Source organism: Asticcacaulis sp. SL142, from assembly GCF_026625745.1.
In the GTDB taxonomy this organism is placed as follows: Bacteria; Pseudomonadota; Alphaproteobacteria; order Caulobacterales; family Caulobacteraceae; genus Asticcacaulis.
Map to the genome: position 1 here is coordinate 1888533 of NZ_CP113061.1, position 15112 is coordinate 1903644.

A 15112-nucleotide genomic window follows, 5' to 3' on the forward strand; every position below is an offset into this window, starting at 1 on the left:
GCCGAGGTCCGGCGTGATTTAATCCTGTTTAGTGCCATTGCCCTTGATCGAGCACTTTTCCGGAACCCCCGGATTGGTGGCCGCGATGTGGCAGGGCACGGCGGGATTAAGGGCGGTGCGCGCCTTGTTCAGCACGGCGATATAGCCACGGGTGTTGACGCAGGCGATTTCCATCACCACCTGCCCGGCGTTTTCAAAGGCATAGCGGGCCTCACCGATCACGCAGTCGGGCTTAATCGACTTGTGACCTACCGACAGGGTTTGCAGATGAGCCTTAAGCTCATCGGCGGTCGTAAGCGCGCAGTCGAGTTTGTTGACGGTGGCTACATAGCAGTCGAAACTCTCAAACTTTTCCGTCTTGCCCGCATCGGGAATGAAGGCCATCAGGCCATGGGCCGCTTCCGGGCACTTGAACTCAGCCACATCGCGATTGGTGGCGCTGTCACGCCCGATGCGACGGAAATCAGTGAAGGTGCAGGCGACGTTATTTTGGCTCAGCGCCTGCGTATAGGCTGCCTGATATTTAGCCTTAGCCTCATCGGCTTTCGCCTTACCCGCCGCCGCCAGAGCCGCCGTATCGGTGAATTTGCAGCCGCCGATCGAGGCCGCTTTATCGCAGCCGACCGTCGCCTTGAAACCGGCGTCAAGGTCGGTCACCATGACAAAACCGGCCTTCCTCTGACAGCCGATTTCATAATATTCGGCGTCCTTGGTGGCGCCCACAAAGCGGGCATTGGCCACCGTACAGTCGGGCACATTCTTTTTGACCAGAGGGTTCAGGGTCTGGGTGGCCAGTTCCTGTGTCGTCAGTTCACATTTGAGCGCCGTATCAGCGGTTTTGAGGCAGTTGAGATACCCCACAGTCTTATCAGCAGCCTTATGGGTCGGGACAGTGAAAATGCCGCCGGAGACGCCCTTACAACTGATCTCATAGACTTCGGTATTGGTGGCGGGGCTGTGGCTGATGAAACGCGCCCCGGCAATCTGACAGTTCGGGATTTTGGCTTTGGCCGTATCCGTCAGCCAGTAATGGGCCGCGCGGTTGGCCTTAAGTTTACAGACCGGACTTCCCGGCGATGCCTTAGCCAACTCTGCGGCCTGCAGACAGCCCATAGGATCGCCGATCAGTTTTGATTTCGCGCTCAGCAGCACATAACCGCGCTGATCCTTGCAGACCACCTCATAGACATCAGCCGCCACGGACTTAACGTCCTGCACAATCTCGACGGCGGGCAGAGTGCCCGCCTCGGTGATTTCACACGGAATTTGATTGTCTGCGATCAGTCGGGCGGTCACCTTAAGCGCTTCGGCAGCATCGCGTTCGCGTATCAGAGCGGCCTGACGCTCGCGTTCCTGTTGACGGGCGCTGGTTTGGGCCTCCGCACCTGAAGCGGCCATGAGCGATGCACACATCACCACGGCCAGCACCATATGGCGCATAGCTTTCCTGATCATCTCCTGAATCCCTGTTGCCTTTTTGAGCGATTATCGCCGTTAATTATAGGACAAATTAACGCGCAATTTAGATCAAAATCAAGCGAAAATAGTCCGCACTCGTCACAAGCAATACAGGGAAGCCCAACTTAACCTATTTTCCCGTCGCCGGTTTAGCGGCGGTTTGCGGCAGGGCGTTCCAGTCCGGGGTGACCTCGCCCTGAAGGTGGCGGATGAAGAAATCATACTGCCGGCGCAGGCCGTAGGACACATCACCCGTAGTTCTGAGCGCGCCATGACCATCGTTCGGCACGATCAGCAGATCAAAATCCTTACGCGCCTTGATAAGGGCATTGACGACCTGCAGGGTTGAGGCCGGATCGACATTCATATCCAGTTCGCCCGTGACCAGCAGGATATTGCCGGTCATGTTTTTGGCATTATCGACGCCGGATGAGCGCGAATAGCTGTCGTCGATCGGCCAGCCCATCCAGGCTTCGTTCCAGCCGATCTTATCCATGCGGTTGTCGAAACAACCCGCATAGGCGACCGCCGCCTTATAGAAATCAGGCTGGAACACCAGCGCGCTTAGGGAGTTCTGACCACCGGCCGAGCCGCCGTAAATCCCGACGCGGCTAATGTCGTAATAGGCGTACTTGGCGGCGGCGGCCTTATGCCAGGCGATGCGGTCAGGAAAGCCGGTGTCGCCGATATCTTTCCACGCCTTATCGTGGAAGGCCTTGGAACGGTTGAGCGTACCCATGCCGTCAATCTGCACCACGATAAAGCCCATGTCGGCCAGGGCCTGCATCCCCACGACCTTATCGCCGCTGGAGTGCGGGCCGAACGGCCAAAAGGTCTTAGGCACAAACGACGAGTGCGGCCCGGCATAGATGTTTTCAATGACCGGATATTTTTTGTTCGGATCAAAGTTCTGCGGGCGGACGATCACGCCCCAGATATCGGTTTTACCGTCACGGCCCTTGGCGGTGAACACTTCCGGCGGCTTGAAACCCGCCGCCAGCAACCGCGCAATATCGGGCGTTTCAAGCTGCGCCACCTCAGTTCCATCGGCCTTATGCAGCTTGGCGATATTCGGCAAATCGACGCGCGAATAGGTATCGACATAGAAACTGCATGTCCGATGAAAACGCGACATCATGAAAGGCATCGGTTTTGGTGATCGGCGTCAGATTGCGACCATCAAAATCGATGCGGTAATAGTGCTGAAAATACGGGTCCTCGCCTTGGCGCATACCGTTGGCGGCGAACCATATCTGGCGTGTTTTTTCATCGACCTTGATGACCTGACGGACGACAAAGTCGCCTTTGGTGATCTGGTTTTTGACCTTACCCGTTTTGGCGTCATAGAGATAAAGATGGTTCCAGCCATCACGCTCTGACATCCAGATGACTTCCTTGCCCTCACCGCCGACATCCAGCGCCAAACTGCGGCTATAGCTGTTGATGAAGGTTTTGCTGGTGTCTTCGGCAACCACGCGCGGCATGCCCGACGCAGCGTCGATCTCAATCAGGCGGTAAAGCTGATGGCCGCGCTGATCGAACTCAAAGCGTACCCCGGAACTATCCTTACGCCATTTCAGATCGCCCATCTGAATCGGATTGGCAAACAGCTCAGAGGGCACATTGATCTGGCGCTTGTCGGCCACATCGAACAGGACGGGCCGGTCGATATCGATGGCGTCACCGGGTTTTGGGTAAAGCTGAACATCGACCTTGGGCTGCACCTGATCGGGCGGCGATGAGATTACCCGTGTCACTTCGCGGCGATAGCCGGGGGTTACGCGGTAAGCCGCCAGCTTACCCGAATCCGGAGCCCAGACGATCGATTCCGGATCGTAGAAATTGCCCTCTGAGCCGTCGGTCGACAGGACCGTCACCGCACCACCCGCAGCAGGCCGCAACGCGATATTATAGCCCTGAACGAAGGCTACCCACTTACCATCGGGCGACGGCTTTGGGGTATTATCAGCAGGCACCTTAAGATCACGCACAACCCCAAAGCCACGCGGCTGGCGCTTATCGACCTGCCGCGCGCAGACATAATCCGTCAGCGTGCATATCCATGTCACCTCGTTGAGACGCGCACTCACCGTCTGCGCATCGGTCATCTGCATGGAGGTGAAGTTTTCGGTAAACGGCAGTTTTAGGCCGCTATAGGTTTTACCCATTGCCTTGCTATAGGCAGCCGCCAATCGGTCATGGTCAAAGGCCGGAGCCTTGGTTTGCGTATCGGCATCCAGCATGACAAATTCAAATCCGCCCGGCACGGTGCGGCGATAGACATATTTGTGCGTACCGTCGATCCAGTGACCCGGTTCGGCGATATTTTGCGCAAACCCGACCCAAGCCTCACGCAGGCCGATCGAGCGTTCATAATCGCTGACCGTCGGGGCTGCGGCCATGGCGGGGGCGGTGGAGGCAAGTGAGAGGGCAGCCACGGCCACCGCGCTGAGGTATTTTTTCATGGACGATCCAGACATCAGTTGGCCACAGGTGTCGTCGTGGCTTTAGTTTGCGCACGTACTTTTTCAGCGGCGATATAGGCTTTCATTTCCGACTCAAAGGTCGTCAGCGGCACAGAGCCCATATTCAGGATCGTGTCGTGGAAGGTGCGCTGATCGAAATCGCTGCCCAGTTCGGTTTCCGCAAGCGTGCGCATCTCACGCATCTTAAGCTCACCGATCTTGTAGGCCAGAGCCTGCGCCGGCCAGGCGATATAGCGGTCGATCTCGTTGTTGATATCAAGCGGCGCCAGAGCGGTATTTTCGGTCAGGTAATCGACCGCCTGCTGACGGGTCCAGCCCTTGGTGTGCATACCCGTGTCGATCACCAGACGAGCGGCACGCCACATCTCAAAGGTCTGACGGCCGAACTCCTCATAGGGGGTTTCATAGATGCCCATCTTAGTGCCCAACCATTCGGTATAAAGCCCCCAGCCTTCGCCATAGCCGGAAAAGCCTGTACCACGCCGGAAATCAGGCCGTGGCGGGGCCTCTAACGCCGCCGCCGCCTGATAGCTGTGGCCCGGCGTACATTCATGCAGGGTCAGGGCCGCGAGGTTGTAAAGTGGGCGCGACGGCAGATCGTAGGTGTTCATCAGGCAGCTATCGAGGCCGCCGCGACCCGACGTATAGATGGGTGCCACCGCATCCGGCACCGGCAAAATGGCATGGCGATAGCGCGGCAGGACGTTGAAAAAATCCTTTAGTTTTCCGTCGGCTTTTTTGGAGACATAGGCCGAATAGGACAGCAATTCGCGCGGTGTCTTGGCATAGAACTGCGGATCAGTGCGCATGAACACCAGAAACTCCGGGAAGGTGCCGGTAAAGCCTGAATCCTTCATGGTCTTTTCCATGTCGGCGCGGATACGGGCGACTTCTTTCAGGCCGGTCTGGTGGACCTCATCGGGTGTCAGGTCGAGGGTGATGAACTCCTGCATCCGCGCTTTGTAAAACGCCTTGCCATCGGGAAGGCTATAGGCAGCTATGTCGCGGCGGGCCTTGGGCTGATATTCCTTGGTGAAAAATGTGTGCAGCTTGACATAGGCGGGGGCGACCGTATCGCGGATCAGGCTTTGTGCCTCTGCCTTTAACGCGGCCGCCTCAGCCGCCGGAATAGTGTCCGGCATTTGCGCAAAGGCTTCATAGAACGGGTTGGTCGTGTCGGCCTTAGTATAGGCCTCCATCGTTTTTTCGCGACCGATGGTTGAGACATAGGGCACAGTCCAGCCGCGCTTTAGCCCCGCCTTCATATTGATAGTGTTCTCATCGAAATAGCGCGGGATGTCCTTCATCCGGCTTAAGTATTTGCTATAGTCCTCCGCCGTGCGGTACGGCGTGCGCGGGTTCATGCCGGTCCAGAAAAAGCTGTCGGAATTGAACGGCGCTTCATAGGTCTTGAAACGAATCTGATTAGCCTCAGCCGACACCGACGCCATAAACACATCGTAATTGATCTTTTCATCGTGCGATAACTGCGCCACCGGCAATGTATTCAGTTCGGCCAGCACCTTATCCCAATAGGCCAGCCGGCGGGCATAGGTTTGCGGCGTGACGCTGGGCAACTTATCCGAACTTGCGCCCCGGCCCGGCCCGGAGCGGCCATACTCCGCCTGACGCCAGGTCCACTCGGCTTCATAAAGCGCTTTCAGGCGTTGATCGGCGGTTTGCCCCGCCTGAGCGGCGGGCGGGCTTGCTATCTGCGCCAAAGCGGTCTGTGATAGGGCCAGCGGAGAGACCGCGCACACCAAACCCAGAAAAAGTGAAACTGCTGATCGCGCCATAAACCCTGCCACCTGTTTGAACATCACTGAATTGTATGTTGTATACGATATACTTTGATGTCAACCGTCAGCCCACCTGTTCACGCGTCTTTTATCGCGCAACCGCTTACCGGAGCCCGTCATGACCAAACTGAGGTTGAAATCATTCAAAGTACATCTGAGTGCCGCTCTGATCGGGGCCGTTTTGGTAGCCACACCCGTCATGGCGTTTGATGCCAATGCCGCCAAGCAGGCCAGCGTGACCCTGAAAGATTTTCGCTTCAACTCCGGCGAAACCTTAGCCGAACTTAAGATGCATTACCGCACCCTGGGTACGCCGCACTATGATGCCAAGGGTCAGGTCGATAATGCGGTTATGATCCTGCACGGCACCGGCGGCTCAGGCGCGCAGTTTCTGGTGCCGCAGTTTGCCGATGAGCTTTACGGCCCCGGTCAACCGCTCGATATCACTCGCTATTTCATCATCCTGCCCGACAATATCGGTCATGGCGCGTCGTCTAAACCCAGCGATGGGCTGCGCATGGCGTTTCCGAAATATGATTATGACGACATGGTCGAAGCCCAGCGTCAGATGCTGAAAAGCGCGCTTAAGATCGATCATTTGCGGCTGATATTTGGCACCTCGATGGGCTGCATGCATATTTTTGTGTGGGCGGAGGCGCACCCTGATTTTGCCGACGCACTCATGCCTATGGCGTGTCAGCCCGTTGAAATCGCCGGCCGTAACCGCATGTGGCGCGTCGCCGCTATGGATGCCATCCGTGCTGATCCCGCCTGGCAAGACGGCAACTACGCGACCCAGCCGGTTCAGGGCCTGCGCACGGCGGCGGCCCTGTCGGTCATGGCGGGCAGCGCACCGGAATATCTTCAGGCCCAGTTCCCGACACGCGCGCAGGCTGAGGCCAATATCCGTGAACGGATTGAAAAGGATATTGCGTCGCGCGATGCCAATGATTTCATCTATCAGTTCGACGCGTCACGCACCTATAATCCGTGGCCTAACCTGGAAAAAATCACCGCCCCGACCGTATGGATCAATTCCGGCGATGACTTCATCAATCCGCCAGAGTTGGGCATACCGGAAAAAGCCCTGCCGCGTCTCAAGAGCGTGACCTATCGCCTGATCCCGTCGTCACCGGATACGCGCGGTCATGGCACCCATACCTGGGCCAAGTTCTGGAAGGATGACCTGACCGCCCTGCTAAAAAAGACGCAGAAATAATCAGGCTTATTTTATCGCACTTTTGAGTCCAAAAACCGCTTCACACTTTTTGGAAAGTGCTTATCCGCGCGAAACGCCAGGCCGGGTTTCCTGCTTGGCCCAGTCACTAATGCCTAGAGTTTGTGGCAGGCTTTCCAGAACCTTGTTAAGCTGGTCATTGGCGGGTGAGCGGCAGCCTTTGTCGTGCTGAAGCACGGTTTCAGTACCGTCGGCCGCGGTCCAGACAATGCGGTAATGCTGCTGGTCGCTGATGCGCTGCTCGCACTGGGTATCCGCCGTTTGTCCGCGGGTTGGTTTGAACGCCGACAGCTTTTGACTGACGGCGCGATAACCGCGCGGCCCTTTATCAAGGGTGCGCGCCCCCAAAACGGCTGTGTGACGTTCGCCGTCATAGCTGACTAATCCTTGCGGCGTCATCGACACCTTATAGACCGGGCAGAACCCAAAGCAGGGGCCAACCGATACGGACAGGGTCTCAGTGGCATCGGGAGTTGCACCGCCCATCGGCATAGCCGCGCACCCACCCAAAACCAGCGCCGCCACACCCATAACCGCCATTAACTTAATCATCACAGACCTCATGAAACCGATGGAAATAGCATCAGGCCGCAATGTGTCGCCGGTATGACCGCTGCCTTATTTATCAACAGGCGAGAGGGTAAAGCTGTAGGTTAAGGGCGCGTGCGGGATGCGGTATTTCATCAGTGGCCGCCCGACCCAGTTCCAGCCGGTATCACCGCCGACACCCGATTGCACGGCATCGATCATAAGCGTGCCGTCACCGTGGGGCGTAATATCGGAACTATGGCGTTTGCCCACCGGTTGCAGGTACAGATCCTCAACCGGGAAGGCCAGGGCATTGGCCGATAAGGGCTGATGACCGGTCACCTTAAGCCCTGCCCCGGCATCGGTTTTAAGCGCCATCCAGCGCACATCGGTCTTGTTGCCGCTCTCCTGCGGGCGGATATAGTCGTGATACTGATCCGCGACCTTGCCCGCATAAAGGCCGATAGCGGCACCGGTCTTGCGGTCCCAGTAGCTCTCCTGCGGCCCGCGACCGTACCATTCGATATTGGTAAGCTTTGGATTGCTGGAGAACTTCATTCCAACCCGCAGCGGATCGGGCAGATCATCGCGCACCGGCACATAGTCGGCCTTAACCTCCAGCGTGCCATTACCATAGAGCCTGTAGGTGGTGGTGAATTTCACCGACCCCGCCCCGACGCGCCAGCCGATCTTGACCTCACCGTCATCAGACACATCGAGGGTTTCCAACGTGCGCTTTTCGCTCAAACTCTTCCAGATGGCGTGGCTGGTGGCCACGCCGGTGCCGTCATCATTGTCGGTCAGGCCGCGCCAGAAATAGGGCGTGCCGCCGCTAAGCAAAGTCTCACCACCGACGGCGTAGGATTTGATCTCACCGGTTTTGGCATCGAGCGTCAGGCGCGTGGACCCTGCGGACAGTTCAACCTGAGCCGCAGATTTTGCCACCTTCACCGAACCGGCAGTCGTGACCGGTGCGAGCTTTGCGGCCTGCATCACAAACTGCGTCCAGCCCATCGACGACCCTTTGGGTAGTCCCGGCATACGGTCGTCTTTGGCGGTGGCAAACAAAGTCAGTACATATTCCGCCGACGGATCATAGCTAACGGCACCCAGATCAAGCGCTATCTCTGAGCGGCCCGCCGCGGGGGCATTGATGCGCTCAAGCGCACCCGTCTTGACGGCGATGCCATCACGTTCCAGCTTCCAGCCGAAGTCATAGCCACTGAGGTCAATCAGGTCATTCCGGTTGACCACCGTGACCTTACCGGATTTTGGGTCGCCCTCAAACACCACCGGCGAATAGACCTTTTGCAGCTCAAAATATTCCGGATCAGGGGTGCGGTCGGCCTGAATGACGCCATCCCCAATGGTCGCCGTATCTTCCCATGAGCCATCGGCATAATCAAAACCCTGCGCCCAGTATTCTTTGCCGGCATCGTTTTTACGGATCATCGACTGATCCACCCAGTCCCAGATAAAACCGCCCTGCAGCTTTTTGTGAGCGCGGATGGTTTCCCAGTATTCCTCAAGATTACCGAGCGAATTGCCCATAGCGTGGGCGTATTCGCACTGGATCATCGGTTGGCTATAGCGTTCATCCTGAGCATAGTCGGCCATCTTTTCAATGTCGTCATACATGGGCGCATAGATATCGACATAATCGTTCGGGCGATGCTCCTCCCCGATCGTGCCGTGGCCCAGGAAATTGATCAGGCGGGTCTTATCATTATCGCGAATCCACTTGGCCGATTTTTCAAACGCAGGCCCGATACCGGCTTCGTTGCCCAGCGACCAGAAGATGACCGAGGTGACGTTCTTATCACGCTCAACCATGCGCGCCACACGATCCAGGTGGGCCGCGTACCAGTGCGGCTTATAGCCCATTTGCGCCTTATAACGCTGATCGATGTCGCGGATCATGGCCATATAGGTATGGCTCTCAATATTGGCCTCATCCATGACATAGAGGCCGTATTCATCGGCCAGATCATAGACGTGCGGATCGTTCGGATAGTGCGACAGACGCAGGGCATTGACGTGGGCCTGCTTCATCAGTTCCATGTCCTTGCGCGTCGTCTCCGGCGACACCACGCGGAAGGTGTGCGGGTCATGCTCATGGCGATTGACGCCCTTAATCATCACGCGCTTGCCATTGACCTGAACTTCGCCATTTCGCATCTCAACCGTGCGAAAGCCGATTTTCTTAGAGGTTGCCGAGATCAGCTTGCCCTTACCGTCACGATATTCAATGACCATGCGGTAAAGGTTCGGCGTTTCGGCCGACCAGGGTTTGACGTTTTTGATGGTGCCGGACAGCTTTGCCGCCGCCGCTGTCGTGGCGCGACCGGAGGTTTTCAGAACCGCGATCTCGCCATCATAGACCGTGGCGGTGATCGTCCCGGATCCCTTGGTGCCGCCCAGTTCGGCCTCAAGGCTAAATACCCCGTCCGTATAGCTCTTATCGAGCAGGCCCTTGACGGTGTAATCGGCCAGTCGTGTCTTGGTTTCGGCATAGAGGTAGACGCTGCGCTCAAATCCCGACAGGCGCCAGAAATCCTGATCCTCCAGATATGATCCATCGGCATAGCGATAAAGCTCAATCGAAATGGTGTTTTTGCCGACCTTGACATAGTTTGTCAGATCAAACTCGGACGGCAGTTTGGAATCTTCGGAATAGCCGACCTTTTCGCCATTGACGAAGATATAATAGGCCGCCCCCGCCGCACCGATATGCAGGATGACATCGCGGCCATCCCAGCCTGCGGGCAGGTCGAAATCACGGCGATAAGACCCGACCTCATTGACCTCATGCTTGACGAACGGCTCATTGGCCCCGAACGGGTAACCGGCCCCGCTGAATATCGGCGTGCCGTAGCCTTGCGCCTGAAGTATGCCCGGCACCTGCACCGTGCCCCAGCCGGAGACGTCATAGTCGGGCTTATAGAAATCGACCGGACGGGTTTCCGGCGTCTTTGAAAAGGCAAACTTCCAGGTGCCATCCAGCGACAGATAGTTGGCAGAAGCGGCCATGTCGCCCGCCACCGCCTTATCGACCGTTTCATAATTGAAGAAGGTCGCTTTCATGGGCAGGCGATTGACTGAAACCACTTCGGGCTGCTCCCACTCGGCCCGTCCCGATACGTCCGGCGCGGCATATGCCGCCACCGGCAAAGACATGGCCGTGGCCAAAAGGAGCGAACGCCACATTACCGAGCTCATGCCTTATCACCCTTATCTGCTGTAAACATACACGCACCGAACGGTCAAAGCCTGTTGCACAGAATTAATTATACCGTATACAATTTTAGCATAGCTGTAATATTCCGTGAGGCAAGTCCAAAGATGCCGATAGTTTCCCCCACACCTGTGCGCCCCCTGCTGATGAGCCTGTACCTGACCACCAGTTTGCTTTCAGGCACGATGGCCACGGTTGCCGCCGCCGAAAGCGCGGCGGCGGCCGTATCGCCTGATGCGGCCTTCACCGCCATTTATGAGGCGGAATGGACATGGCGGCAAAGCCTTGGCCCGCGCGAAAGCGACGAAACCCCGGACCGCCATGCCTGACGTCTCAAAGGCTGCGCAGGACGCCAAACTGAAAAAGTGGCGTGAGGTTAAGACCGCCCTTGACCTAATCGATCCGAAGACACTGTCTGGCGAACAGCAGATCAACTATATCGTCTACCGCCATCAGATCGACACCCAACTGGCGGATCAGAATTTTCGTAGCTTTGAAATGAACTTCGGATTCTGGAACGGCCTGAGCTGGGGCATCCCCAAAAACCTGCGCACCGAAGCTGAGTATCGGCGCTATATCGCCTGGCTGAACGACGTCCCGCGCTTCTTTGATCAGAGCACGGATAATCTCAGGGCGGGATTGAAACGCGGCTTTACGCCCTCGCGCATTTCCATTCAGGGGCGCGACTCGTCGGTATCCATCCCCTATGAGGGTAAGGCCGCCACCGACACTAATTTCTACGCCCCGTTCAAGACCATACCCACCTCGATCCCGGCAGAGACACAGGCTGAATTACGCCGTCTGGGGATGCAGGCCATCACCGATAAGGTTATCCCCGCGCATAAAAAACTGCTGGTTTTCTTGCGCAGCGAATATATGCCCAAGGCCCGCACCACGATTGCCGCCTATGACCTACCCGATGGTAAGGCCTATTATCAGGCTCTGATCCGCGAATATGTGACGCTGGATATGACGCCCGATCAGATACATCAGATAGGCCTTGATGAGGTGGCTAAGATCAGGGCCGAAATGCTTGAGGTCATGAAAGAGGTCAAGTTCTCCGGCACGCTACAGGAGTTCAACGATTTCCTGCGCACCGACCCGCAGTTCTATGTCGATACACCGCAGCAATTCCTTGATCGCGGCGCGTGGATTTCAAAAGAATTTGACGGCAAATCGGCCACATGGTTCGGCCGTCTGCCGCGTCAGCGCTTTGCCGTTATCCCGACGCCGGAAGCCATCGCCCCCTACAATACCGGCGGCAATGGCGGGCCGGGGGTTTTGATCCTCAACACCTATAATCTTAAATCCCGCCCGCTCTATACCCTGCCCGCACTGGCGCTGCACGAAGGCGCGCCGGGCCACGCCATGCAGATGCCGTTTGCGCTCGAAAACAAGACCCTGCCGGAGTTTCGCCAGTCCGGCTACATCTCAGCTTATGGCGAAGGCTGGGCGCTGTATGCCGAACGGCTGGGGGTCGAGATGGGCATGTATCACACGCCCTATGAGCATTTCGGGATGCTGACCTATCAGATGTGGCGCGCCTGCCGCCTGGTGGTCGATACCGGGATGCATGCCAAGGGCTGGACCCGTGATCAGGCGCTGGCGTTCCTGCGTGATAATACGGCCCTGAGTGAGCATGAGATCACCACCGAGACCGACCGCTACATCAACACGCCGGGTCAGGCCCTCAGCTACTATATGGGCGAACTGGCGATCTGGAAGGCCCGCCGCCGAGCCGAAGCCGCATTGGGCGACAGGTTCGACATCCGCAATTTCCACGACGCCATGCTCGATCTGGGGTCGGTGCCTTTGCCGGTGATCGAGACGCGCACCGATCAGTTTATCGCGGACGGCGGCAAAAGTCCGTACAGTGATGACAAATAAGAAGAGAGGCCGAAAAGCCCCTCTTATTTTTTAGACGCGCATCTTGATCCCAAAACCGCTGACACTTTTGGGGATGCGCTTTAGGCTAACATCGCCTCAATCGTAAACGCCGCAACACCCGCCGGTGAGAATACCACCGTATCCTTTTCGCGACCGACGATACGGGCGGATTTGCCGTTAATCAGCACCCGCCGCAGCGTCTTACCCTTGGGCACCCGCAACCGCAGATGAACCTCTTTCGGTCGCGACTGACCGGCAAACGCCACCTGCCCGCGGATCGATGCCCCCTGCCCCTGTACGCTGAAATCAACGGCACCCCAGCGGGTCGGCGCGCCCGTTATGGCCACAGGTTCTCCCGATGCTATCCAGTCACGCGCGATCGCCCGTCCCAGATAAAGCGTGTCGGTATCGGAGGCCTCGAACACCAGCGCCCAACGCACCAGCTTGGGGATCGTCAGTTGTGCGGGTACGCAATAGAGCGGCAAGCCACCGTCTATGTCCGACACCTCACCGGCCACCCAGGTGCCCGGCGTATGAGAATGATAGCGGTGCGAATGTAAGAACAGCAGATATTCTTCGATACGGTCTGAGCGCAGCAATTGCTGGGCATAACCATAGGAGATAAAGCCCAATTGATCGCGATTGGTTTCATTGGCTGGCGAGAAGTTGGCCAGCACACCGATCGAGGTGCCGCCATGACCGCGCACCGCATCGATGACTATGCTGGCCAGATCATCCGGCAGCACATCGGCTTGCAGCAATTCGGCATAGACCCGGTGGGCCCAGCCTTGCTCCGTGCGTTGTTTCTTGGCGCGCGCTTCGGCCAGAGCCTCACGGTGGGTCTGCTTGAGGCCTGGCAAAACACCCAGATAGGCCGGTTTCAGGTCATGACGGATATTGGCGCGCACTGACTTGACCAACTGTGCCTGCAACTGATCGGCGCGTTGGTTCCAGCCTGCGGCCTGCCCCGCCTGATCCGGGCTGATCAGCGGCCAGACGCGCGCTATGTCGCGCCAGCCCCGGATCGTGAACGAAGAATTGTTCCAGTACGGTTTCCACCACAGGCTGGGGTCCGGATGCAGGCAGGCATCAGACTCGCTCCAGCCATCGATCAGGCCAAAGCCCGCATCAGCCGCCGGTTTCTTAAGGCTCAGATCATGCATTTCCGCCAGCAGGACGGCGGTATTGCTGATTTTACCGGCATATTTTTTAAGGGTCGCCAGATCACCGGTGTAATGCAGATAGCGCGCCAGCAAGCTCAAAGTCAGACCAAACTGCGCCACTTCCGGCCCGCGCATATTGATCATGCCGTCATCATAGACGAATTGATCGAAATAGTTTTCCAGCACGGTCTTGGCCTGATCGAAGCGGCCCCACTCCAGATTGGCGTAAAGCGATGAGGTCAGAATGTCCTGAAATCCATCATATTCCGGCCCGAAATAGTCGCGGTCAACGACACCGTATTTGGGGTAGACCCCGCGCGGACGGGTGATCAGTTCCTTGGCAAAGGCATGGCTGACCATGTCGGCCAAGGCTTTGTCCGGCAGGGTCACCGCCGCCTGATCCTTGACCTCATTCTGCCAGTAACCGGCAAAGGCGAACAGAGCCGCATAAAAATCTTCTGCGCTCGGCACGGTTCGGCGCGGCGGGAACGGCGCGTACGAATAGCCAAAGCTGGTCTTGACGGCCTTACCGTTATCGTACTGCACCGTGCGGTGCCAGGTTTGCACCAACAGCTCATCAGGGGCATTAACATCGGCAAACACCAGCAGGTCATAATAGCGGGTGTCGGACACCTGAATGATCTTATGGATCGCTGGCAGCCAACCGCCGAGCAGCCCTTCCCAGCGGGTTTTCACGCCGTCATCGCCCTCCAGTTCCGGAAAATCATGCTCCGGCCGGTAGCCGCGCGTGCGCCCGTTGGGGAAGATCGGCATGGTGTCGCCCTGCTGGCGGGTGCCGACAAAATTGGTCCACGGCATCCGCCACCACAGGGATTCGCGCGTGTAGTTCCACCCCAGCGGCGGGGCGGCACGACGCACCTGCTCCGGATCAGGATCACCATTTTCCAGCAGCTTATCCGCCAGCAAATCAGCGTCCGCCAGACAGATATCCTTGAGCGCCAGCCCCAGATAGGACGGCTTTATATCATCGAAACAAGCCGCCAGTCGTTTATCGAGCCTAAACGCGCCCTTGCCTGAGACAAAGCTGATCTGGCCGTCGCGACGGGTCTGGTCTTCATAGACCGTCCATTGCGTACCGTCCGACGTAAACGACGACAGACGCGTTTGCCCCTGCGTCGATACCTGATCGACGGGCAACAGCTTGGGGGCGGCGATGGCGACAGGGGCTGCGGCGGCAACGCCTACCCCTGCCAGCGTTGATCCTTTGAGAAAGCTGCGGCGATTAAAGCTGCCTGGCATACCGGCCTCCGACATTTGATGCTGATGCAAATAAAAAAGCGCCGGACCTGCCTCAATCG

The 15112-nt window shown here is 57.5% G+C and carries 10 protein-coding genes; 3 read left to right on the forward strand and 7 right to left on the reverse strand.

All coding sequences use genetic code 11. The annotated features are described in order from the left end of the window. Positions 1 to 18: 18 nt before the first annotated feature. The 4 genes from OVA03_RS08600 to OVA03_RS08615 form a co-directional block, all read right to left on the reverse strand. Positions 19 to 1455: a hypothetical protein gene (locus tag OVA03_RS08600; protein WP_267523676.1), complete on the reverse strand. Its 1437-nt coding sequence runs from the start codon at positions 1453 to 1455 to the stop codon at positions 19 to 21. A 133-nt stretch (positions 1456 to 1588) separates the two neighbouring features. Next, complete coding sequence (locus OVA03_RS08605; protein WP_267523677.1) at positions 1589 to 2596, reverse strand: S9 family peptidase; 1008 nt, start codon at positions 2594 to 2596, stop codon at positions 1589 to 1591. Further along, positions 2511 to 3923: a DPP IV N-terminal domain-containing protein gene (locus tag OVA03_RS08610; protein WP_267523679.1), complete on the reverse strand. Its 1413-nt coding sequence runs from the start codon at positions 3921 to 3923 to the stop codon at positions 2511 to 2513. The genes OVA03_RS08605 and OVA03_RS08610 overlap by 86 nt, the downstream gene beginning before the upstream one ends. 14 nt (positions 3924 to 3937) lie before the next feature. Then, entirely contained in the window at positions 3938 to 5740 is a 1803-nt protein-coding gene (locus OVA03_RS08615) for a DUF885 domain-containing protein (protein WP_267523680.1), read from the reverse strand. A 121-nt stretch (positions 5741 to 5861) separates the two neighbouring features. Between OVA03_RS08615 and OVA03_RS08620 the strand changes: the two genes are divergently transcribed. Further along, positions 5862 to 6962 (forward strand): alpha/beta fold hydrolase, encoded by a 1101-nt coding sequence (locus OVA03_RS08620; RefSeq protein ID WP_267523682.1) that lies wholly within the window; start codon positions 5862 to 5864, stop codon positions 6960 to 6962. Positions 6963 to 7022: 60 nt separating this feature from the next. Here OVA03_RS08620 and OVA03_RS08625 read toward each other — a convergent pair whose 3' ends face one another. Together OVA03_RS08625 and OVA03_RS08630 are read right to left on the reverse strand one after the other, a co-directional pair. Then, on the reverse strand, positions 7023 to 7532 hold the full coding sequence (locus OVA03_RS08625; protein ID WP_267523684.1) for a DUF6438 domain-containing protein: 510 nt from the start codon (positions 7530 to 7532) through the stop codon (positions 7023 to 7025). A gap of 66 nt (positions 7533 to 7598) precedes the next feature. Next, on the reverse strand, positions 7599 to 10715 hold the full coding sequence (locus tag OVA03_RS08630; protein ID WP_267523686.1) for a glycoside hydrolase family 2 TIM barrel-domain containing protein: 3117 nt from the start codon (positions 10713 to 10715) through the stop codon (positions 7599 to 7601). A 135-nt stretch (positions 10716 to 10850) separates the two neighbouring features. Between OVA03_RS08630 and OVA03_RS08635 the strand changes: the two genes are divergently transcribed. Both OVA03_RS08635 and OVA03_RS08640 read left to right on the forward strand, forming a co-directional pair. Continuing rightward, the gene (locus OVA03_RS08635; protein ID WP_267523688.1) at positions 10851 to 11072 is read left to right on the forward strand and encodes a hypothetical protein; all 222 of its coding nucleotides are present in this window, start codon (positions 10851 to 10853) and stop codon (positions 11070 to 11072) included. Next, a complete protein-coding gene (locus tag OVA03_RS08640) occupies positions 11065 to 12630 on the forward strand; it encodes a DUF885 domain-containing protein (protein WP_267523690.1) in 1566 nt (521 codons plus the stop codon). Before OVA03_RS08635 ends, OVA03_RS08640 begins: the two co-directional genes overlap by 8 nt. An 80-nt stretch (positions 12631 to 12710) precedes the next feature. Here the strand turns inward: OVA03_RS08640 and OVA03_RS08645 are convergent, their stop codons facing one another. Further along, a complete protein-coding gene (locus OVA03_RS08645; protein WP_267523692.1) occupies positions 12711 to 15053 on the reverse strand; it encodes a twin-arginine translocation signal domain-containing protein in 2343 nt (780 codons plus the stop codon). Positions 15054 to 15112: the final 59 nt, after the last annotated feature.

What these genes read in the sequence shown, in the direction of transcription:
- OVA03_RS08625 (WP_267523684.1), bottom strand. Translation starts at nt 7,532, where the DNA reads ATGATTAAGTTAATGGCGGTTATGGGTGTGGCGGCGCTGGTTTTGGGT.
- OVA03_RS08630 (WP_267523686.1), bottom strand. Translation starts at nt 10,715, where the DNA reads ATGTGGCGTTCGCTCCTTTTGGCCACGGCCATGTCTTTGCCGGTGGCG.
- OVA03_RS08615 (WP_267523680.1), bottom strand. Translation starts at nt 5,740, where the DNA reads ATGGCGCGATCAGCAGTTTCACTTTTTCTGGGTTTGGTGTGCGCGGTC.
- OVA03_RS08645 (WP_267523692.1), bottom strand. Translation starts at nt 15,053, where the DNA reads ATGCCAGGCAGCTTTAATCGCCGCAGCTTTCTCAAAGGATCAACGCTG.
- OVA03_RS08610 (WP_267523679.1), bottom strand. Translation starts at nt 3,923, where the DNA reads ATGAAAAAATACCTCAGCGCGGTGGCCGTGGCTGCCCTCTCACTTGCC.
- OVA03_RS08620 (WP_267523682.1), top strand. Translation starts at nt 5,862, where the DNA reads ATGACCAAACTGAGGTTGAAATCATTCAAAGTACATCTGAGTGCCGCT.
- OVA03_RS08640 (WP_267523690.1), top strand. Translation starts at nt 11,065, where the DNA reads ATGCCTGACGTCTCAAAGGCTGCGCAGGACGCCAAACTGAAAAAGTGG.
- OVA03_RS08635 (WP_267523688.1), top strand. Translation starts at nt 10,851, where the DNA reads ATGCCGATAGTTTCCCCCACACCTGTGCGCCCCCTGCTGATGAGCCTG.
- OVA03_RS08600 (WP_267523676.1), bottom strand. Translation starts at nt 1,455, where the DNA reads ATGATCAGGAAAGCTATGCGCCATATGGTGCTGGCCGTGGTGATGTGT.
- OVA03_RS08605 (WP_267523677.1), bottom strand. Translation starts at nt 2,596, where the DNA reads ATGATGTCGCGTTTTCATCGGACATGCAGTTTCTATGTCGATACCTAT.